General features: G+C 60.8%; 17 protein-coding genes. 7 read left to right on the forward strand and 10 right to left on the reverse strand.

Annotation, left to right across the window (positions count from 1 at the left end):
* Window positions 1–131: 131 nt before the first annotated feature.
* Both hrpA and aceK read right to left on the reverse strand, forming a co-directional pair.
* Entirely contained in the window at window positions 132–4,043 is a 3,912-nt protein-coding gene (gene hrpA / locus HX855_RS09040) for an ATP-dependent RNA helicase HrpA (protein ID WP_177082460.1), read from the reverse strand.
* Window positions 4,044–4,113: 70 nt separating this feature from the next.
* Window positions 4,114–5,835, reverse strand: a complete 1,722-nt coding sequence (gene aceK / locus HX855_RS09045; protein ID WP_177082462.1) for a bifunctional isocitrate dehydrogenase kinase/phosphatase — start codon at window positions 5,833–5,835, stop codon at window positions 4,114–4,116.
* Window positions 5,836–6,262: 427 nt separating this feature from the next.
* On the opposite strand from aceK, the gene HX855_RS09050 reads away from it, so the two are divergent.
* Together HX855_RS09050 and HX855_RS09055 are read left to right on the forward strand one after the other, a co-directional pair.
* Window positions 6,263–7,873, forward strand: coding sequence for a methyl-accepting chemotaxis protein (locus HX855_RS09050; RefSeq protein WP_375140069.1), 1,611 nt, complete (start codon window positions 6,263–6,265; stop codon window positions 7,871–7,873).
* Window positions 7,874–7,945: 72 nt separating this feature from the next.
* The gene (locus tag HX855_RS09055) at window positions 7,946–8,842 is read left to right on the forward strand and encodes a DMT family transporter (RefSeq protein ID WP_177082466.1); all 897 of its coding nucleotides are present in this window, start codon (window positions 7,946–7,948) and stop codon (window positions 8,840–8,842) included.
* Between the two features lie 109 nt (window positions 8,843–8,951).
* On the opposite strand, the gene HX855_RS09060 is transcribed toward HX855_RS09055, so the two are convergent.
* Window positions 8,952–9,812: a DMT family transporter gene (locus tag HX855_RS09060; protein WP_177082468.1), complete on the reverse strand. Its 861-nt coding sequence runs from the start codon at window positions 9,810–9,812 to the stop codon at window positions 8,952–8,954.
* 448 nt (window positions 9,813–10,260) lie between these two features.
* On the opposite strand from HX855_RS09060, the gene HX855_RS09065 reads away from it, so the two are divergent.
* The gene (locus HX855_RS09065; RefSeq protein ID WP_177082470.1) at window positions 10,261–10,803 is read left to right on the forward strand and encodes a hypothetical protein; all 543 of its coding nucleotides are present in this window, start codon (window positions 10,261–10,263) and stop codon (window positions 10,801–10,803) included.
* Between the two features lie 260 nt (window positions 10,804–11,063).
* Here the strand turns inward: HX855_RS09065 and HX855_RS09070 are convergent, their stop codons facing one another.
* Together HX855_RS09070 and cysK are read right to left on the reverse strand one after the other, a co-directional pair.
* Window positions 11,064–12,002, reverse strand: coding sequence for an aspartyl/asparaginyl beta-hydroxylase domain-containing protein (locus HX855_RS09070; RefSeq protein WP_177082472.1), 939 nt, complete (start codon window positions 12,000–12,002; stop codon window positions 11,064–11,066).
* A 186-nt stretch (window positions 12,003–12,188) separates the two neighbouring features.
* The gene (gene cysK / locus HX855_RS09075; RefSeq protein WP_177082474.1) at window positions 12,189–13,163 is read right to left on the reverse strand and encodes a cysteine synthase A; all 975 of its coding nucleotides are present in this window, start codon (window positions 13,161–13,163) and stop codon (window positions 12,189–12,191) included.
* 123 nt (window positions 13,164–13,286) lie between these two features.
* Here cysK and HX855_RS09080 point away from each other — a divergent pair, with 123 nt between their 5' ends.
* From HX855_RS09080 to HX855_RS09090, 3 genes are all read left to right on the forward strand, one after another.
* Window positions 13,287–14,363: a DUF748 domain-containing protein gene (locus HX855_RS09080; protein ID WP_177082476.1), complete on the forward strand. Its 1,077-nt coding sequence runs from the start codon at window positions 13,287–13,289 to the stop codon at window positions 14,361–14,363.
* A 252-nt stretch (window positions 14,364–14,615) separates the two neighbouring features.
* Window positions 14,616–15,461 carry a MoxR family ATPase gene (locus HX855_RS09085; protein WP_003189627.1) on the forward strand — a complete coding sequence of 282 codons (846 nt, stop codon included), beginning with the start codon at window positions 14,616–14,618 and terminating at the stop codon, window positions 15,459–15,461.
* Window positions 15,462–15,472: 11 nt separating this feature from the next.
* On the forward strand, window positions 15,473–16,651 hold the full coding sequence (locus tag HX855_RS09090) for a VWA domain-containing protein (protein WP_177082478.1): 1,179 nt from the start codon (window positions 15,473–15,475) through the stop codon (window positions 16,649–16,651).
* A 90-nt stretch (window positions 16,652–16,741) separates the two neighbouring features.
* Here the strand turns inward: HX855_RS09090 and HX855_RS09095 are convergent, their stop codons facing one another.
* Genes HX855_RS09095 through HX855_RS09105 form a run of 3 tightly spaced genes read right to left on the reverse strand, consistent with a single transcriptional unit; the run spans window position 16,742 to window position 19,106 of the window.
* A complete protein-coding gene (locus tag HX855_RS09095; RefSeq protein WP_177082479.1) occupies window positions 16,742–17,665 on the reverse strand; it encodes a biotin-dependent carboxyltransferase family protein in 924 nt (307 codons plus the stop codon).
* A complete protein-coding gene (pxpB, locus tag HX855_RS09100; RefSeq protein ID WP_177082480.1) occupies window positions 17,662–18,366 on the reverse strand; it encodes a 5-oxoprolinase subunit PxpB in 705 nt (234 codons plus the stop codon). The genes HX855_RS09095 and pxpB overlap by 4 nt, the downstream gene beginning before the upstream one ends.
* The gene (locus tag HX855_RS09105) at window positions 18,363–19,106 is read right to left on the reverse strand and encodes a 5-oxoprolinase subunit PxpA (RefSeq protein ID WP_177082481.1); all 744 of its coding nucleotides are present in this window, start codon (window positions 19,104–19,106) and stop codon (window positions 18,363–18,365) included. Before HX855_RS09105 ends, pxpB begins: the two co-directional genes overlap by 4 nt.
* A 177-nt stretch (window positions 19,107–19,283) precedes the next feature.
* On the opposite strand from HX855_RS09105, the gene HX855_RS09110 reads away from it, so the two are divergent.
* On the forward strand, window positions 19,284–20,207 hold the full coding sequence (locus HX855_RS09110; protein WP_177082482.1) for a LysR family transcriptional regulator: 924 nt from the start codon (window positions 19,284–19,286) through the stop codon (window positions 20,205–20,207).
* 6 nt (window positions 20,208–20,213) lie between these two features.
* Here HX855_RS09110 and HX855_RS09115 read toward each other — a convergent pair whose 3' ends face one another.
* Window positions 20,214–20,756 (reverse strand): DUF2937 family protein, encoded by a 543-nt coding sequence (locus HX855_RS09115; RefSeq protein ID WP_177082484.1) that lies wholly within the window; start codon window positions 20,754–20,756, stop codon window positions 20,214–20,216.
* A gap of 11 nt (window positions 20,757–20,767) precedes the next feature.
* On the reverse strand, window positions 20,768–21,544 hold the full coding sequence (locus HX855_RS09120) for a class II glutamine amidotransferase (RefSeq protein WP_010176522.1): 777 nt from the start codon (window positions 21,542–21,544) through the stop codon (window positions 20,768–20,770).
* Window positions 21,545–21,548 lie beyond the last annotated feature (4 nt).

The following is a 21,548-nucleotide window of genomic DNA, read 5'->3' on the forward strand; positions in this document are numbered from 1 at the left end:
CGAGCTTGCTCGCGCTGGGTCGCGAAGCGGCCCCAATAAAGTTACCCGGGTGTTTCAGAGAGACCTTATGGGGCTGCTTCGCAGCCCAGCGCGAGCAAGCTCGCTCGCCACAGTTGCTTGCCGCACGTCGGTCACGCCTCGACCTGGCTCCATTGCTTGCTCAAACGCTTGTCGGAAATCGGTACCTTGGTGCCCAACTGCTGGGCAAACAACGACACCCGGTATTCCTCCAACCACCAGCGATACAGCTCCAGTTGAGGGTCGCGCTTGCCTTCCTGGGCGTGTTTGTTCAGGCGGTTCTGATACTGGCTCCACAGGCCGCCCAACTCGGTACTCCAGACCCGATCTTTCTGCACCTGACTCGGCAACTTCTCCAGGCGCAACTCGATGGCCTTGAGAAAACGTGGCAGCTCCTTGAACCATTGCGCGGGGGTTTCCCGCACGAAACCGGGGTACACCAGGTTGCTCAGTTGCTGCTTGATGTCATTGAGAGCCACGGCCTGGGCCAAGTCTATCTTGCCCTTGAAGCGTTTTTGCAGGCCATGCCACAGTTTCAGGATGTCGAGGGTCAGGCGCGCCTGGCGCTCGGCATGCTCGGTCCAACTGCCGCGCTTGCGCTCGGCCAGGGCTGCCAGGCCGGCGCCATCCCGCGGCAGGCTGGCTTCGCCCTCCAGCACGCAGCTGTCGAGGCTGGCCAACAGAATGTCTTCCACCAGCGCCTCGATGCGCCCCAGTTCGCGGTACATCAGCCCCAACTCGGTCAGGCCGGGCAACTTGCCCCGCAGGAATTTTGCCGGCTCGGCCAATTGCTGCAACAGCAGGCGCTGCAAGGCTCGACGGTGCTGGAACTCGGCCTCGGCGGCCGTGGAGAAACGCCCTTCCTTGACCGTGCCATTTTCCTCCACCAATGCCGGATACACCGTCATCGACAGCCCGGCGATGTTTTGCTGGGTTTTCTCGGCCACCGCCGCGAACACCTTGGCCTCCACCGGCTGCTGGCTTTTCGCGGTCTGCGGCACCGCCAACGCGGCCTGGCTGGCCTCGGCGAAACGTGCGGTCAACTCGGCCAGGTCGCGGCCTTCGCCGAGGAACTTGCCCTGGCCGTCGACCACTTCCAGGTTCATCTTCAGGTGGTTTTCCACCTGCTGCGCGGCCTCCGCCCAGGCTTCATCAGTCACCCGTGCGCCGGTCATGCGCAACAACTCGCGCCCCAAGGCCTGGGGCAACGAGCCCTGGCCGAACTCGATGCGCTGCAACGCCGCCTTGACGAAATCCGGCACCGGCACGAAGTTCTTGCGCAGGGCCTTGGGCAAGTTGCGCACCAGGGCAATGCACTTGGCCTCGATCACACCCGGCACCAGCCATTCCAGGCGCTCGGGCGGCAACGCCGGCAACAGGGGCGCCGGCACACGCAAGGTCACGCCATCCCGGGGATGGTTGGGCTCGAAGTGATAACTCAAGGCCAGGGCCAGGTCGCCCAAGTGCAACGTGTCGGGGTAATGGGCGGCGGTGACTTCACTGGCCTCCCGGGCCAGCACGTCTTCTTCGCGCATGATCAGCAGTTGCGGGTCTTTCTGGCTGTTGACCTTGTACCAACTGTCGAAGGTCGCCGTCTGGTGAATCTCGGCCGGCAGGCGCGCATCGTAGAAGGCGTACAGGGTTTCTTCGTCCGCCAGGATGTCGCGTCGGCGGGCCTTGGCTTCCAGCTCGTCGAGCTGTTCCAGCAGTTGCTGGTTGGCCGTCAGGCATCGAGCCCGGGACTGGATCTCGCCGCGCACCAGGCCTTCGCGGATAAACAGCTCGCGGGACGTCACCGGATCAATCGGCCCGTAATGCACTGGCCGGCGACCGACGATGATCAACCCGAACAGGGTGATCTGCTCAAACGCCACCACTTGGCCGCGCTTCTTCTCCCAATGGGGTTCGAAGTGGTTTTTCTTGATCAGGTGCCCGGCCAGCGGCTCGATCCAGTCGGCGTCGATCTTGGCCACCATCCGCGCATAGAGCTTGGTGGTTTCCACCAGTTCCGCTGTCATCAGCCATTGTGGACGCTTCTTGCCGATGCCCGACGACGGGTGAATCCAGAACCGGCGCTGACGTGCGCCGAGGTAATCACCCTCTTCAGTCTTCTGGCCGATCTGGCTGAGCAGGCCGGACAGCACCGCCTTGTGCAGCTTCGGGAAATCCGCCGGTTCTTTATTGACGGTCAACTGCATGTCGCGGCAGATCAGGCTCAATTGGCGGTGGGAATCACGCCATTCCCGCAGGCGCAGGTAATTCAGGAAGTTCTTGCGGCACCAGTTACGCAATGGGCTGGCGGTCAATTCCAGGCGTTGTTCTTCAAAACCACGCCACAGGTTCACCAACCCGGCGAAGTCCGAATCCGGGTCCTTCCATTGGGCGTGAGCCTGGTCGGCGGCTTGCTGGCGCTCCGGCGGGCGCTCGCGCGGGTCCTGGATCGACATGGCGCTGGCGACGATCAGCACTTCCTGCAAGCTGCCGAGCTTGGCGGCTTCCAGCAACATGCGACCCATGCGTGGGTCCACCGGCAAACGCGCCAGTTGGCGGCCCAACGGCGTCAACTGGCTGTTGCGGTCGACGGCCGACAACTCTTGCAGCAGGTTGAAACCGTCGCTGATCGCCTTGCCATCCGGCGGCTCGATAAACGGGAAGTCGGTGATCTCGCCCAGGCGCAGGTGCAGCATCTGCAGGATCACGGCCGCAAGGTTGGTGCGCAGAATCTCGGGGTCGGTAAATTCCGGGCGCCCGATAAAGTCTTCTTCGCTGAACAGGCGCACGCAAATGCCCGGTTCGACCCGCCCGCACCGGCCTTTACGCTGGTTGGCGCTGGCCTGGGAAATCGCCTCGATCGGCAAGCGCTGGACCTTGGCCCGGTAGCTGTAGCGGCTGATGCGCGCGGTGCCGCTGTCGATCACATACCGAATGCCTGGCACCGTCAGCGAGGTTTCCGCGACGTTGGTTGCCAGCACCACACGCCGGCCCGGGTGCGACTGGAAAATCCGCTGCTGCTCGGCCGGTGAAAGGCGCGCATACAACGGCAGGATTTCAGTGTGCTTGAGCTGGGCCTTGCGCAGCATGTCGGCGGCATCGCGAATCTCGCGCTCGCCCGGCAGGAACACCAGCACATCGCCGGGGCTCTTGCGCTCGCTGCGTTCAAATGCAGCGATTTCATCGAGGGTGGCGAGGATCGCCTGGTCGACGGTCAGGTCGTCCTCGACGCGGTTGCCCTCCTCGTCCTGCTCCAGGGTCAGCGGGCGGTACCAGGTTTCCACCGGGAACGTGCGGCCCGACACCTCGACAATCGGCGCATCGTCGAAGTGCTTGGAAAAGCGCTCCAGGTCGATGGTGGCCGAGGTGATGATGACTTTGAGGTCCGGACGTCGGGGCAACAGGGTTTTCAGGTAGCCCAGCAGGAAGTCGATGTTCAGGCTGCGTTCGTGGGCTTCGTCGACGATGATCGTGTCGTAGCGTTCGAGGTAGCGGTCGTTCTGGGTTTCGGCCAGCAGGATGCCGTCGGTCATCAGCTTGATCAGGGTGTTGGAATCGCTCTGATCCTCAAACCGCACCTGGTAACCCACCAGTGACCCCAGCGGCGTCGCCAACTCTTCCGCGACCCGGCTCGCCACGCTGCGCGCCGCAATCCGCCGCGGCTGGGTATGGCCGATCAGGCCGTATTGGCCACGGCCGATTTCCAGGCAGATCTTCGGCAACTGGGTGGTTTTACCCGAACCGGTCTCACCGGCAATGATCAGCACCTGATGCTTGAGCAGCGCGGCCTTGATCTCATCGCGCTTGGCGGCGATCGGCAGGCTGTCGTCGTAGCGAATCACCGGCAGGCTGGCGCGCCGCGCCGTCACCTGGGCGCAGGAGGCCTGCATCCGCGTCACCCACTGCGCCAGTTTTTCCTCATCGGGTTTCTTGCGCAGCTCAAGCAGCTGCCGCCGCAAGCGGTGGCGGTCGGCGAGCATGGCGTGATCGAGGTTTTTCAGCAGTTGGTCGATAGCGGGCGCTTGGTCAGTCATCAGGTACGCAAAGGTCGTCTATTTATGCAGGGGGCGGATTGTCGCAGAAAAGCGCCGCCACGCGCTCCCCTCATTCATTGTCCAGACCCTTGCGCCGGTAGGGAAACACATCAATCACCTTGCCGGCACGAATCGCGTCTTGCAGGCCTTTCCAATAGTCGGCGTTGTACAACTCGCCGTGCAGTTCGTCGAACAGCCGGCGCTGGCCGGCATCGGCAAACAGGAACGGCGGAAATTCCTCCGGAAACACATCCAGCGGGCCGATGGAATACCAGGGCTCGGAAGCCATTTCATCTTCCGGGGTGCGCGGGGCCGGGATATGGCGGAAGTTGGCCTCGGTGAGGAAGCAGATTTCGTCATAGTCGTAGAACACCACACGACCGTGGCGGGTGACGCCAAAGTTCTTCAGCAACATGTCGCCGGGGAAGATGTTCGCCGCCGCCAACTGTTTGATCGCCAGGCCGTAGTCTTCCAGAGCTTCGCGCACCTGGGCTTCGTTGGCGTTTTCGAGATAGAGGTTGAGCGGGGTCATGCGCCGTTCGGTCCAGCAGTGGCGGATCAGCACGGTGTCGCCTTCCACCTCGACGGTGCCGGCGGCGACCTCAAGCAACTCGGCCAGGCACTCGGGCTCGAATTTGCTCAACGGAAAGCGGAAGTCGGCGAACTCCTGGGTGTCGGCCATACGCCCGACCCGGTCGACACTTTTTACCAGCCGGTACTTCTCGATCACGGTGGCGCGGTTGACGTTTTTCGACGGCGAAAACCGGTCCTTGATGATCTTGAACACGGTGTTGAAGCCCGGCAGGGTAAACACGCTCATGACCATGCCGCGCACGCCCGGGGCCATGATGAACTGATCATCAGTGGTGGCGAGGTGGTTGATCAACGCCCGGTAGAACTCGGATTTGCCGTGTTTGTAGAAGCCGATGGAGGTGTACAACTCGGCGATGTGCTTGCCCGGCAGGATGCGCTTGAGGAAGCCGATAAACTCCGCCGGCACCGGCACATCCACCATGAAATAGGAGCGGGTGAACGAGAAGATGATCGACACATCGGCCTCGTCGGTGATCAACGCGTCGATCTGGATGCCGCGCCCTTCGCGGTGCAACAGCGGGATCACCAGCGGCCATTGCTCGTCACGGGTGTAGATGCGCCCTACGAGGTACGCGCCTTTGTTGCGGTACAGCACCGAGGAAAACAGCTCGACGTTGAGGTCCGGGTCTTTGCACACCCAGTCCGGCAGGTTTTCGCGCAATTGCGCTTCCAGGCGGCGCAGGTCGGCGGGCAAGTCGGCGTAGGGTTCACTGAAGCGGTAGTCGGCAAAAACCTGCTCCAGCATGCCCCCCAGTTTGCCGCCGGGCTTGTAGGTGCGGGTTTGCGCGGCCCTGGCGCGGCGCAGGCTCGGCCGGGTGGTATGGATGAACATGCAGCCGTCGCTGATCAGGTCGTGGCTGAACAGGCCGCAAAACGTCGAGTTGTACCAGGTCTCGGACAGCTCATCATCGAACCGCAGGTCGATCAGGCTGATGTAGGCGCTTTTCACCTGCGGCCAGACGCAAATATCAAGCAAAACGCCCTCATCGAAAGCCTCCCGCAGCCGCGCGGTGACTTCACTGACCTTGTCTTCATACAGGCTGATGCGCGCAGCCGAAGCCGCCTGCCCTTGCTGCCACTGCGCCTTTTCGAAACGTTCCCGCGCGCCGTCGGTGATCTGGCGGAAGTGCTCGCGGTAGTCATCGAAGCCGTCGAGGATCATCTGTGCAATGTCGAGGGCGGGCGTTGGCTGCGGCATTTGGGAAACCTCTGCGGGCATTTGGAGTGAGCTGAGCTTAGCCAGTGTGCGGGAACAGGAGAAGGGTCATTTTCTGTTCACTGCTGTACAGCTTTGTTCATTTTGTACATTTATTTTCAATTTTATTAATTCGACCATTCGGTCAATAAAAATCCCGAAAGTCATCTTGACCCCGTCAACCGTTTCCCCTGAAGGCCTTTAACGACGGGCTTCGCCCGGGCGCCGTCGGGAAAACCGAGTTTTTGCTCTAGCACGCCGGACGCCGCGTCCTTTTCGAGTATTGGATCCAACGTAAGGGAAACCCTGATTACCTTAAGTAGTAGCACTTTGCTATATAGCGCGCCCTCTCCCACCCTAACAAGGTCAGAAGACCGATCCGGGAACACGTTCTAATCGACCAAGGAGCATTGAGATGTCATTGAGGAATATGGGGATCGGTCTGCGCGCCAGTCTGAGTTTTGGGGTTTTGGCCAGCCTGTTGATCGTGGTCGGCCTGTTTGGTTTGGGGCAAATGGCCAAGCTGCGGGAAAGCGCGCTGGTTATCGAAGAAACGTGGATGCCGAGCATTGAAAACATCCATGACAGCGCCGCCTACGTCGCCAGCATCCGCCTGGAAGCGCTGCGCTTGCTCACCACCGATGAGTCGCGGGTGCGTGACAACAGCAAAAACCTGATCACCCGCCAACGCGGTGACCTTGACGAACTGCTGAACCGCCACGAAGCCCTCCTGAGCAACGAGCAGGAACGCGACATGCTCAAGCAGTTGAGAGCCAACGTTGCGAGCTATATGACGATCGTCGCCCAGATGATTCAAATGGTCGACCAGGACCAACAGCAAAACGCCATGGACCTGCTCAACAGCCGCCTGGCGCCCCAAGGCGTGGTGCTCAATAAAAGCCTGGAAGACATGATCAGCTTCAACCAGAAAGGCGTGGAAGACGCCGCAGAATCGGCGGCCCAGGTGTACTACAGCGCCCAATGGATTGTCGGAGTGATCATCGTCACCGCCCTGCTGGCCACCTTATTGCTGGCCTGGCTGCTGACCCGCAGCATCACCACGCCCATTGGCCAGGCACTGACGGTGGCCCGCACCATCGCGTCCGGCGACCTGAGCCGGCCGATCATCGTGGAAGGCAAGGATGAACCGGCACAACTGCTCACGGCATTGGCCACCATGCAGACCCACCTGCAGGACACCATCCGTGGCATCAGCGAATCCTCGCAGCAGCTGGCATCGGCGGCCGAAGAGATGAGCTCGGTGATGGAACAGAGCACCCGTGGCCTGCAGGCGCAGAACGATGAAATCGAACAGGCCGCCACTGCCGTAACCCAGATGAGCGCGGCCGTCGATGAGGTGGCGGGCAATGCGGTGTCCAGCGCCGAAGCCTCCAAGGCCTCCGACGAAGACAGCAAGCACGGCCACTTCCAGATCAGCGAAACCATCAGCTCGATCCAGAACCTGGTGGACGAAGTACTCGGCGCCTCGACCAAGGCCGAGGGCCTGGCCGTGCAGGCCCAGGACATCAGCAAGGTGCTGGAAGTGATCCGCGGGATTGCCGGGCAGACCAACCTGCTGGCGCTCAATGCCGCGATTGAGGCGGCCCGCGCAGGCGAGGCCGGCCGCGGTTTTGCGGTGGTGGCAGACGAAGTGCGCTCCCTGGCACAGCGCACCCAGGATTCCACTGAAGAAATCGAGCAGATGATCACCGGTATCCAGCAAGGTACCCAGGACACCGTCGGCGCCCTGAACAGCAGCGCCGAACACGCCGGCCAGACCTTGCAACGGGCCAATAGCGCGGGCAGCGCACTGGAGAAAATCACCGCGGCGATCTCCCAGATCAGCCAGCGCAACCTGGTGATCGCCAGCGCCGCCGAGCAGCAGGCACTGGTAGCCCGCGAAGTGGACCGCAGCCTGGTGAACATCCGGGATCTGTCCACGCAAACCGCCGCCGGGGCGACCCAGACCTCGGCCGCCAGCCAGGAACTGTCGCGGCTGGCGGTGGACCTCAATGCTTTGGTGACGCGTTTCGTCCTGTAAAACCTGCATTAACGATTGTGTCAGACAGGTCCGTGGGCAACACTTCCGCCCTTATCAAGTTGGAGTTTTTCCGTGAGACCTGTCGACACCCTGCACCTGTTGGTGCTGGCCGCTATCTGGGGCGCAAGCTTTCTGTTTATGCGGATTATCGCGCCAGAAATCGGCACTATTCCTACCGCATTTTTCCGGGTCTCGATTGCCGCCACCGGCCTGCTGGTGATCCTCGCCCTGATGCGAGTGAACTGGGACTTCCAGGGCAAGTTCAAGACGGTTCTGTTGCTGGGCGTCATCAACTCGGGCATTCCGGCGACGATGTATTCGGTGGCCGCCCAAGTGCTACCGGCCGGTTACTCGGCGATCTTCAATGCCACGACGCCGCTGATGGGCGTGCTGATTGGCGGGCTGTTTTTCAGTGAGCGCCTGACACCGTCGAAAATCGCCGGGGTGTGCCTGGGGCTGTTTGGCGTGGGCATCCTGACCCGTGCAGGGCCGGTGGCCTTCGATACGGAACTGCTGATGGGCGCGCTGGCGTGTCTGCTGGCGACCACCTGCTATGGGTTTGCGGGCTTTTTGGCACGACGCTGGCTCGATCAGCGGGGTGGCCTGGACAGTCGGCTGGCGGCCTTGGGCAGCATGCTGGGAGCCACGCTGTTCTTGCTGCCGTTGTTTGCCTGGAGTGCCATCAGCCATCCGCCGGCCAGTTGGGGCGGCTGGTCTGTGTGGTTGTCGCTGCTGGGGCTGGGGTTGGTGTGTACGGCGTTTGCCTACATCCTGTACTTCCGCTTGCTGACGTCCATCGGTCCGGTGAAGTCGATGACCGTGACCTTCATGATTCCGCCGTTCGGGGTGTTGTGGGGCGCGTTGCTGCTGGATGAACCGCTGTCCATGGCGCATCTGTATGGCGGGCTGTTGATTGCGGGGGCGTTGTGGCTGGTGCTGCGGCCGGGGAAATTGGCTAAATCCCTGTAGGAGCGAGCTTGCTCGCGATGGGCGTCAACGATAACGCGCTGTGTCTGAATGAACACGGTGCCTTGACGTTTTTCGCGAGCAAGCTTGCTCCTACAGGGGCAAGGGTTGATCAGTGCTTACGGAACACAAAAGCCAATCCGACAATGATCAAGCCCATCCCCAGCAAGCTCAGCACGGCCAGTTTGTTGCCGAAGATCAGGTAATCCATCACGGCCGTCACCGCGGGCACCAGGTAGAACAGGCTGGTGACATTCACCAGATTGCCCCGGGCGATCAACCGGTACAGCAACAGCGTTGCCAGCAGTGACACCACCAGCCCCATCCACAGCACCGGCACGAAAAAAACGCTGTTGTGTTCAAAGTGGAACGGCTGGAACGGCACAAACACCGAGCACAGCACCAAGCCGGCCAGGTACTGCACCGGCAGCGTGCCCAACGGGTTATCGGTGATGCGCTTCTGCATGATCGAGCCAAAGGTCATGCTCGCCAGGGCCAACAGGCCGAACAGCATGCCCGCCAGGGACATGCCGGACACGCCGATGCCCTGATACACCACCATGATCAAACCCGCCAAACCCAGCGCCAGGCCGAACATCCGCCCCCAGGAGCGCTGACGCTCCATCAGCACCACGGTCAGGATCGGTTGCACGCCCATGATGGTCGCCATCATGCCCGGCGTCACCTTGAGGTCCAGGGCCAGCAGATAGAAAATCTGGTAAGCCCCCAACAGCACCAGCCCCGTGGCCGCTGCGTAGAGCATCGGCTTGCCGGGGCGCGGCAGTTTCAGCTTGAGGATCGGTACGAGAATCACCAAACCCGCCAGGGCGATGGCAAAACGGATCAGCAGAAAAGCAAAGGGCGACGCGTGGGCCAGGCCCCATTTTGAGAAAATCGCCCCGCTGCTCCACAGCAAGACAAACAGGCTCGTCGAGGCCGCCGCGGCCACGGATTGTTTCGAAAGAACAGACATGGATACCACCTGTGATCAGGCAAAAAGCCAATTCAGCAACAGCTGAAATTCAGTAGGTTTTTTTCAGGCGGGCACAGGGGAACAGCAATCAGCTGATCAGCCCGAAATGCCAACACCCGGCGGTGATACGACTGCGTACACCGGCGTGCTACTGACAGGTGGGGGGTAGTGACTGATCTGCGCAGGCTGCTGGTTCCCGCACGGCACGACCGCAGCGTTGACCGCTGAATCGACTACCGCTATGCGCAGGGAAGCTGGCATGTGCTGATCTTTTTTGAAGGGATGGATACGGTGTCGAAAAACACCGGTGGTCGACTATAACCAGCCGGGGACATGCTTTGCAATGACTTCGCCAAATGGCCAGTAAGGACAGCTTGAGTCAACACCACTAGCCTTGGAAAAAACCAATCCGCTCCGGATCAGGGGGGCTTTCAACTCATGATGACCCATGCCAAAAAAACGCGACACTCTGCGATATCAGCTATACCGCTCCACGGCGCTGCACCTTGCGAAAGCCTCTACCCGGCAGTGGTACGAAGCCCTGAAACAGGATGAAGACAATCACGTCGACTTGACCAAAGTGCGATTTGAGCCCATTAGCATCGAGGCATTGACTGCCTATCAGGACTGGGAAGAAGCCCCGCACTTTTACTGGGAGGAGATTGCAGCGTGGAAAGTACATGAGCCACTGGCATTTGACCTGGCCATTTGGTTCGACGTCGAATTATGTGGATTGTGCTTTGCCAATCCGAATCAAAGTCGGTTACGGATCAAAATCATCCGATTAGAGGGAAAACCAGGAAAAACACATCCCTTGAAAAGCCGTATCGCTGCGTTGACGATGATCGCGGTTGATCATTACGCACAGATCATTGGCAGTCAGTGGATAGAGATTCAAGAGCCCGCGCCGGGTGCCATTCCCCTCTATAAGAATCTGGGCTTTGACTTCGACTCCGAGGGGAGGCTTGTGATAGCCGTAGAGAAGGCATAGCATCGCAAACATGCTCAATTAATGATCAATAGTGGAGGCTAATATGGGAGCAGTTTCTAAAAACTCCGTCACCCAGAAAGCGTCATCGAAGGTAATAAAAGAGCTTAGGGCCCCAACACTTACAGCTAACCAACGGCGTTTTCTCAGTGCAGCCATGACAGTCAGCGTTGAGGAACCCAGCCTTTTGGCTGGCAGCCCCGACAAATCAAAACCATAAAAAAACCGCTCATCCGAGCGGTTTTTTTATGCCTGCAACAACCTTAACCAAACAACCAATACCCCAACGCCGTCAGCACCACCACCGCCAGCACCGGTCGCAGGATGCGATAGGCCTTCGGGTGCTTGCGCTTCCACTGCTTGACCCCGCCGCTGAAGCCATCACTGAAGCGCTTGCTCCAGGCATACGCCTGGTTGATCCCGCCCACGCGCTCGTCATCCAGGTTCTGCGGCGCGGTGGCGCGGCCCAGTTGGGCGCTGACCCAGCGGTTGATGCGGGTCATCAGGCGGCTGCTCAACGGACGCTCGATGTCGCAGAACAGGATCACCCGGGTGTGCTCGGTTTCGTTCTTCACCCAGTGCACGTAGGTCTCGTCGAACATCACGTCTTCACCGTCACGCCAGGCGTACACCTGGCCGTCGACAAAGATGCGGCAGTCGTCGGAGTTGGGCGTGGACAGCCCCAGGTGGTAACGCAACGAGCCAGCAAACGGGTCGCGGTGCGGGTTGAGGTGGCTGCCACCCGGCAACAGCGCAAACATCGCGCCCTTGACGTTGGGAATGCTGCTGACCAGGGCCACGGTTTTCGGGCACAGCAGTTCAGCCGACGGCAACGGTTTGTCGTACCACTTGAGGTAGAAACGCTTCCAGCCCTTCTTGAAGAACGAGCCGAAACCGGCGTCGTTGTTCTTCTCGGCGGCACGAATGTAGCCCTCGTCGAACAGGTGCATGGCCTCTTCGCGGATCACTTCCCAGTTGTCCTTGAGCACGTCCAGCTCCGGAAACTTGCTGCGGTCCAGGTACGGCTTGGACGGCACGGCAGAGAAGATGTACATCAAGGCGTTATAAGGGGCGAACAGCGCCGAATGGTTGACGAACTGACGCAACATCGGCAAACGGGCCTTGCCACGCAAATGTACATACAGCGTGCTGCCGATAAACAGCAGCAGCACTGACAGTTTGGCGGCCAAAGAAAAGGTCATGCAGCAACTCCTGGAAATAGGCGTCTGGCCATTAGCCTCCCGTTGCGGGGAAACCAGACGTAGCAGCCGGCCATGATAAACACTCCGGGCCTCGGGAAAAACCCGCGCACGCCAACAATCAACATTCAGCGGTGCGCGATGACGGGCCAATTATGCATAAGGGCCACGCCATCGCGCTGATTTGAATCAAGCCTGGTTTTCCTGATCGGTGAACAAATCGGCGAACAACATGCTCGACAGGTAGCGTTCACCGGAGTCCGGCAGCACCACCACGATGGTCTTGCCCTGCATTTCCGGCTTCTCGGCCAGGCGCACCGCCACCGCCATCGCCGCACCGCAGGAGATACCACACAGAATCCCCTCCTCCTGCATCAGGCGCAAGGCCATGGCCTTGGACTCTTCGTCGCTGACCAGTTCAACCCGGTCCACCATCGACAGGTCGAGGTTCTTCGGCACAAACCCGGCGCCAATGCCCTGGATCTTGTGGGGGCTGGGCTTGATCTCCTCACCGGCCAGCGCCTGGGTAATCACCGGCGAGCTGATGGGTTCCACCGCCACCGACAGGATCGGCTTGCCCTGGATGTTCTTGATGTAGCGCGACACCCCGGTGAGGGTGCCGCCGGTGCCCACACCCGCCACCAGCACATCCACGGCGCCATCGGTGTCATTCCAGATTTCCGGACCGGTGGTTTTCTCGTGGATGGCAGGGTTGGCCGGGTTTTCGAACTGGGCCGGCATAAAGTACTTGGCCGGGTCGCTGGCGAGGATTTCGCCGGCTTTTTCGATCGCGCCCTTCATGCCCTTGGCCGGCTCGGTCAATACCAGTTCGGCGCCAAGGGCCTTGAGCACTTTGCGCCGCTCGATGCTCATGGACGCGGGCATGGTCAGCAACAACTTGTAACCACGGGCGGCGGCAACAAACGCCAGGCCAATCCCGGTATTGCCGGAAGTCGGTTCGACGATGGTCATGCCGGGCTTGAGTTTGCCGCTGCCTTCGGCGTCCCAGACCATGTTCGCGCCAATCCGGCACTTCACCGAATACCCCGGGTTACGCCCTTCGATCTTGGCCAGGATGGTCACGCCACGTGGGGCGATGCGATTGATCTGAACCAGGGGCGTGTTACCGATGGAGTGCGCGTTGTCTGCAAAAATGCGGCTCATGACGGGTCCTTAAGGCAATTTCAGGAAGGCCCCAAGGGTATGCCTCGTGTTGCGAGGCGTCCAGTCAAGCGAACGTCCGGCGGCGCCAGCAGTCAATCGCCTACACGGATGGAGAAAAATCCTATGAAACGTCGCTACAGTTGGCCGCTCTGGACCCTCGTCGGGGTCGTGGTACTGCTGGTCGTCCTGGATATCGCCCTGCCCTACCTGGTGCGCAATTACCTGAATGACAAACTCGCCGACATGGGTGATTACCGCGGCCAGGTCACCGACGTCGACCTGGCCTTGTGGCGCGGCGCCTATCGAATCAATGGCTTACAGATCGTCAAGGTGGACGGCAAGGTGCCGGTGCCGTTCGTCAAGGCGCCGGTGATCGATCTGTCGGTCAGCTGGCATTCACTGTGGTACGACCATGCGGTGGTCGCCCAGGCACAGTTCATCCAGCCGGAGCTGAACTTTGTCGATGGCGGCACCAACAAGCAAGCGTCCCAGACCGGTCAAGGCACCGACTGGCAGGCCCAGTTGCGCAAGCTGTTGCCGATCACCCTCAACGAGGTGCGTATCGACGACGGGAAAATCGCTTTCCGTAACTTCAGTTCCAAACCACCGGTCAACATTTACGCAACCCAGGTCAACGCCAGCTTCTATAACCTGACCAACGTGGTAGACGTCAAAGGCCAGCGTGATGCGCGCTTCGACGGCAAGGCGCTGTTTTTGGGCCAGGCCCCGCTGGAGGCCACCGCAACGTTCGATCCCTTGAGCAACTTCGAAAACTTTGAATTCCGCTTCCGGGCCAAGGATATCCAGCTCAAACGCATGAATGACTTCGCCTCGGCCTACGGCAAGTTCGACTTCAGTGCCGGCACCGGCGACCTGGTGGTCGAGGCCCAGGCCGAAAAAGGCCAACTGACCGGCTACATCAAGCCCCTGTTGCGGGATGTGGAGGTGTTCAACTGGCAGCAGGACGTGGAGAACAAGGACAAGGGCATCTTCCGCTCGATCTGGGAGGCGGTGGTCGGCGCCAGCGAGACCGTGCTGAAAAACCAGAACAAAAACCAGTTTGCCACCCGCGTAGAGCTGAGCGGCAACGTTCACCAGCAAGATATCAGCGCGTTCCAGGCGTTTTTGCAGATTTTGCGCAATGGTTTTGTCCAGGCCTTCAACGCCCGCTATGAGCAGCCCAAGCCCAGCGCAGACTGAACGTTAGCCCCTGTAGGAGCGAGCTTGCCCGCGAAGGACTTCAACGATGACGCATGCATTCTGGATGCACGCGGTGTGCTCAGGTTCTTCGCGAGCAAGCTCGCTCCTACAGAATAATGTGACCGCCCATTCAGAGACTGAATAGCCCGTCTGCGTTCACAGTCGCCGGGGCTGCGCGGTATAGTCGGGCAAAGCTGATTATTCGCCCGCTTCGGTCCCGGACCGTTCGGCGTCACGTTCGAGGATTGATAGATGAAGTTCGAAGGCACCCAGGCCTACGTTGCCACTGATGACCTGAAACTGGCCGTCAACGCCGCCATCACGCTGGAGCGGCCGCTGCTGGTCAAAGGCGAACCGGGCACCGGCAAGACCATGCTCGCCGAGCAACTGGCCGAATCCTTTGGCGCCCGGCTGATCACCTGGCACATCAAGTCCACCACCAAGGCCCACCAGGGCCTGTACGAGTACGACGCGGTCAGCCGCCTGCGGGATTCGCAACTGGGCGTGGACAAGGTGCATGACGTTCGCAACTACCTGAAAAAGGGCAAGCTCTGGGAAGCCTTCGAGTCCGAGGAACGGGTGATCCTGCTGATTGACGAAATCGACAAGGCCGACATCGAATTCCCCAACGACCTGCTGCAAGAACTCGACAAGATGGAGTTCTACGTCTACGAAATCGACGAAACCATCAAGGCCAAGAAGCGCCCGATCATCATCATTACCTCCAACAACGAAAAAGAGCTGCCGGACGCCTTCCTGCGCCGCTGCTTCTTCCACTACATCGCCTTCCCGGACCGCACCACCCTGCAAAAAATCGTCGACGTGCACTACCCCGACATCAAGAAAGACCTGGTCAGCGAAGCGCTGGACGTGTTCTTCGACGTGCGCAAGGTTCCGGGCCTGAAGAAAAAACCCTCCACCTCCGAACTGGTGGACTGGCTGAAATTACTGATGGCCGACAACATCGGCGAAGCCGTGCTGCGCGAGCGCGACCCCACCAAGGCCATTCCGCCCCTGGCCGGTGCCCTGGTGAAAAACGAGCAAGACGTGCAGTTGCTGGAACGCCTGGCGTTCATGAGCCGTCGCGGTAACCGATAAGGGCGATTGCCATGCTGCTCAACCTGTTCAATGAAATGCGTGCAGCCAAGGTACCCGTCTCGGTGCGTGAGCTGCTGGACCTGATCAACGCGCTGAAACAGCGCGTGACCTTCGCCGACATGGACGAGTTTTATTACCTGGCCCGGGCGATCCTGGTGAAGGACGAACGGCATTTCGACAAGTTCGACCGGGCCTTCGGTGCCTACTTCAATGGCCTGGAAAAACTCGACGATCACCTGCAGGCGCTGATCCCCGAAGACTGGCTGCGCAAGGAATTCGAACGCTCGCTGACCGATGAAGAGCGTGCGCAAATCCAGTCCCTTGGCGGGTTGGACAAGCTGATCGAAGAGTTCAAGAAACGTCTGGAAGAACAGAAAGAACGCCACGCCGGCGGCAATAAGTGGATCGGCACCGGCGGCACCAGCCCGTTCGGCTCCGGAGGGTTCAACCCCGAAGGCATTCGCGTGGGGGATGCCGGCAAGCGCCAGGGCAAGGCGGTCAAGGTCTGGGACCAGCGCGAGTACAAGAACCTCGACGATTCGGTAGAACTGGGCACGCGCAACATCAAGATCGCCCTGCGCCGCCTGCGCAAGTTCGCGCGCCAGGGTGCAGCCGATGAGCTCGACATCGACGGCACCATCGACCATACGGCGCGGGATGCCGGGCTGCTGAATATCCAGATGCGCCCGGAGCGGCGCAACACCATCAAGCTGTTGTTGCTGTTCGACATCGGCGGTTCGATGGATGCCCACGTGAAGACCTGCGAAGAACTGTTCTCGGCGTGCAAGACCGAGTTCAAGCACCTGGAGTACTTCTACTTTCACAACTTCATTTATGAATCAGTGTGGAAGAACAACATGCGCCGCAGTTCGGAACGCACCTCGACCCAGGACCTGCTGCACAAGTACGGCGCCGATTACAAAGTGATCTTTATCGGCGATGCGGCCATGGCGCCGTATGAAATCACCCAGGCCGGCGGCAGCGTCGAACACTGGAATGAAGAGCCCGGGTACGTGTGGATGCAGCGGTTCATGGAGAAGTACAAGAAGCTGATCTGGATTAATCCGTATCCGAAAGACACCTGGGGCTATACCGCGTCCACCGGGATTGTTCGGGATTTGATCGAGGACCAGATGTTTCCATTGACGTTGCGGGGGCTTGAGGAAGGGATGCGGTTTCTTTCCAAATAGGCGGAGCACTCACTGACGCCATCGCAGGCAAGCCAGCTCCCACAGGGAAATGCATTCCAAATTGTGGGAGCTGGCTTGCCTGCGATGCTTTTAGCGGTCCATAAAGCGGCGCAAATACTCCACCTGCTGGCGATGCGCCGTCTCTTGCACCACCGGCGCCAACCGCACCTTCTCCCCGGGCAAGCACTGCGCCAGCCGCGCCAGCGCCAACGGCGTCAACGCCCCCAGTCGCGGGTAGCCGCCAATCGTCTGCCGATCATTGAGCAACACGATCGGCTGCCCATCCGGCGGCACCTGGATCGCACCCAACGGGATGCCTTCGGAGATCAGGGACGGCCCCTGATACTCCAGTGGCGTGCCCAGCAAGCGCATGCCCATACGGTCGGCGCGGCTGTCGAGGGTCCACTCGCTGTTGAACACATCAAACAGGCTCTGCCCGCCAAACTGGCCGATCTGCGCGCCGAGGATCACCTCCAGGGGTGCCTTCGCGTCCTGTGTCGGCAACTGCCCGGCGGACAACTCCCGCATGGCACCGCCCGTACCGGAGTACGTCAGTTGCGCACCTTCAGCCAGCGCCCGGCCAAAGCCATCCAGCCCGCCCAGCTCTTCACGACCCACCGTGGCGCAACTGCCCAGCACCTGCGGCGCATCAAACCCGCCCGGCGCGGCCAGGTAAGCCCGCGCACCACTGAAGGGCTGGGTAAAACGCAAACGCTGGCCTTTTTGCAGAATAAAGCTGCGCCCCGGGCTGATGGCGCGCTCATCGACATAAGCGCCCAGGTCCGCCCCGGCCAGCGCCAGCAGGCAATAGCCCTCGGCCTGCACCGTGAAGCCACCCAAGGTGATTTCTACCACCGGGGCATCCAGGGAGTTACCGAGTAACCAATTGGCCCACGACATCGACACCCAATCCAGCGCACCGCCCTGGGTCACGCCCAAGTGCCTCACGCCAAAGCGTCCGGCATCCTGCAACAGGCACAGCGGTGTGCTGGCCTCGATCAACAAGCGGCTCATGCCTGCGCCTCCAACGGCGTGTCATCGCCACCCAGGTTGATGAATTCGCTACGGCTGACCGCTTCGTAACGCACCGTGTCTCCCGGCTGCAGCAGGCTGTAGCCGTCGCGCTCGCGGTCGAACAGCTTGGCCGGCGTGCGGCCGATCAGGTTCCAGCCCCCCGGCGATACCACCGGATAGGCCGCGGTTTGCCGCTCGGCGATCCCCACGCTGCCGGCGGCGACGCGTTTGCGTGGCGTATTGAGCCGTGGCGCCGCAAGCAGTTCGTCCACCAGCCCCATAAAGGCAAACCCCGGGGCGAAGCCCAAGGCGAACACCTGGTATTCGTGCTGGCTGTGGCGACGAATCACCTCGTCCATCACCAGGCCACTGCGTTGCGCGAGCAATGTCAGCTCGGGGCCCACACTCAGGTCATACCAAACCGGCAACACATGGCATTGCCCACTGCCCTTGGGCTCTGGTTGCAGCGCTTTGAGTGCGTGATCAATCAACTCCCGTGCCTGGGCCGGGTCCAGCGCCATCAGGTCGTAATGCACCATCAGGGTCGTGTAGGACGGCACCAGGTCCACCAGCGCCGGGCCAAACCCTTCCCGCAGGCGCCGCGTGGCGGCGAGCATCCAGGGCATGTTGTCTTCGGCGATCACCTCAAACAGGCGCACCATCAGGCAGTCGATGGCCACCACTTCAATCCGTGGCTTCATGCTGGCGTCAACGCCTCGCGGATGCGCTGCACAGCGGCCACCGAGCTGGCGTTGTCGCCGTGTACGCACAAGGTATTGGCCTGCAGCAGCAACGGGCTGCCGTCGCTGGCCATCAGGTGTTCACCGCGGGCGATGGTCAGGGCTTGTTGGATGATCTGTTCCGGGTCGTGGTGCACCGCACCTGGCAACTGCCGGGACACCAGATGCCCGGCGCTGTCGTAGGCGCGATCGGCGAAGGCTTCGAACCACAGGGTGACGCCATACTCGTCACCCAGGGCCTGGGCAGCGCTGTTGTCGCGGGTGGCCATCAGCATCAGCGGCAAGCTGGCGTCATAGGCGGCCATGGCCTGGATCACCGCACGCAATTGCGCCGGCTTGGCCATCATGTCGTTGTACATCGCACCGTGGGGTTTGACGTAGCTGACCCGCCCGCCCTGAGCCCGGCAAATGCCGTCGAGGGCGCCGATCTGGTAGTGCAACAGGTCCTGGATTTCCTGCGGGGTGTAGGCCATGGAGCGGCGGCCGAAACCCTGCAAATCCTGGTACGCCGGGTGTGCACCCACCTGCACGCCATGCTCGAAGGCCAGGCTGACGGTCTTGCGCATGATGCTCGGGTCGCCGGCGTGGAAGCCGCAGGCAACGTTGGCGCAATCAATGAACGGCATGACCTCGGCGTCCAGACCCAAGGTCCAGTTGCCAAAGCTTTCGCCGATGTCGCAGTTCAATAGCAGGCGGCTCACGGTGAGGGCTCCTGTAGGCTTTGTTTTTTGTAGTGTGGGATCTTTTACCAAGATCTCGCAACGATGTTGTCCTGAACCCCAACGACGCTTATCGTGAGACGGTTCGATTTTTGGCGTTTGCCCTGTGCGGCGTCCAACTAATAAAAACCGATCCATGCATAAGAAAAAGTTGATCCCATGAATTTGAAGTTCCTCGAAACCTTCGTCTGGGTGGCCAAGCTCAAGAGCTTTCGCCTCACGGCAGAAAAGCTGTTCACCACCCAGGCCTCGATCTCCAGCCGCATCGCCGTGCTGGAAAGCGAGCTGGGGGTGAAGCTGTTCCTGCGCGACTCCCGTGGCGTGAGCCTGACCCCGGAAGGCATGAAGGTGCTCGACTATGCCGAACAGATGATGGTCACGATGCAGGGCCTCAAGCAGTCGCTGGAAACCACCAGCAGCAAGGTCGGGCGCATCCGGATCGGGGCGATGGACACGGTGATTCACACGTGGCTCAGTGCGTTGGTGGCGGAGTTGACGAACCATTTCCCGTTAGTGGAAATCGAATTGGTCGCCGATACCGCATTGAACCTCAGCGATCAGTTGCAAAAAGGCTTTCTTGACCTGATCCTGCAAACCGACCTGCTACGCCACGAAACCCTGCGCAGTGTGGAACTGGCCAGCCACCCCATGGCCTGGATAGTCGCCAGCCATTCGATCTATAACCGCGACTACGCTTCCCTGGCCGAATTGGCCCAGGAGCGGATCATCACTTACTCGAAAAACTCCCATCCCCATCAGGACGTGCTCAGCCTGATGCAGGCCAATGGCGTGACGACGCCCCGCGTCAGTTGCGTGAACTCGGTGTCGGCGATTACTCGCCTGCTGCGTGACGGGTTCGGTATTGGCGCGTTGCCGCCGGTGCTGGTCAGCGAGGAGCTGGCCCGCGGCGAGCTGCGGATACTGCCCATGGAGCAACGACCGCCGAACTTGCACGTGGTGGTGTCGTGGCGGGTCGGGGTGGAGTTGGTAGAAGAGGTGGTCGGGCTGTGCCAGACCGTGGTGGAACGCTACGCGCAGGAGGTGGGTGAAGGGTTGATGGTCCTCAACAAACCCACCGCCTGATCGCGCTTACAACCCTTTCAGATCCCGCTCCTCGATTGGCCGGCTCTGGCGCAGGCGCTTGCCGCCCAATACCACCCAGTCGATCAGGCGGAACAGGCATTCGATGCCAAACGACAACAGCATCGCCCCGCCCAGGCCCCAGCCCATGGCTTCCGGGGTCAGCAACAGCATGTAGCTGTAGCCGTTCCAGGTTTCCTGGCGAATCGCCGGGTCGGCGGCCACGGCCACTTGCAGCGCGCGGATGTACCACGGCCCTTGCATCGCCTGGAATTGCTTATCCAGGGCCACCTGACGGTCGAGCAACGTGCCCAGGCTGTTGGCATCGCTGCGAAACACCGGGTCGTCACTGGCGCGGTAATGGGCCACCAGCGCCTGCAAGTCATCGTTGAAGAATTGCTGCGCCGTGGCATCGAAGCCGCGCAAGCCGGTCTGGGCTTCGATCAGATGGGCTTCGACACGCTTGGCGTAGTCGCTGATAAACCCCGGCACCTGCACACCGACCAACAGGCCAACGGCAAACAGCACCAGTCGCAAATAGCTGAGCAACATATTCGGCGTCCTTACTCAGTTGTACCTTGGGAGACGCATTCGCCGCGTCGCCACAGGCTCCACTGGCCCGGTTCGTAGCGGGTCCAGGTCTCGTTTTCGGTCAGGGGTTCGGTGGCAATCACCGTCACCACGTCATTGGGCGTGGTTTCGGCCTGAAAATCGACGATCACGTCGACATCTTTCAAGCGCGCAGGGCCAAACGGTGCTCGCCGGGTGATCTGCGCCAGTTTGGTCGAGCAATAGCAGAACAGCCAGTCACCGTCGCTGAGCAAGCAGTTGAACACGCCTTTGCTGCGGTATTCGCTGCACGCGGCGATCAGGTCCGGCAGCACCTGTTCGATGTCCACCGGCTCCGGGAACGCTTCACGCACGCGGTTGAGCAGATCGCAGAACGCCGCTTCGCTGTCGGTATCGCCCACCGGGCGGTAGAAGGTAGCGCGGGGATTGAAGTCCGCCAATTGGCCGTTGTGCGCGAAGCACCAGTTACGGCCCCACAACTCCCGGACGAACGGGTGGGTATTGGACAGGCACACCTTGCCGACATTGGCCTGGCGGATATGGCCGATGACCACTTCACTCTTGATGGGATAACGCTGCACCAGCAGCGCGACTTCCGATTCGCTGCTGGCCGCCGGGTCCTGGAACAACCGCAGGCCGCGGCCCTCGTAAAAGGCGATGCCCCAACCGTCGCGGTGGGGGCCGGTACGTCCGCCGCGCTGCATCAGCCCGGTAAAGCTGAAGACGATATCGGTCGGTACGTTGGCACTCATGCCCAATAATTCACACATGCCA

It is taken from the genome of Pseudomonas sp. IPO3778 (assembly GCF_013386825.1).
Classification (GTDB): Bacteria; Pseudomonadota; Gammaproteobacteria; order Pseudomonadales; family Pseudomonadaceae; genus Aquipseudomonas.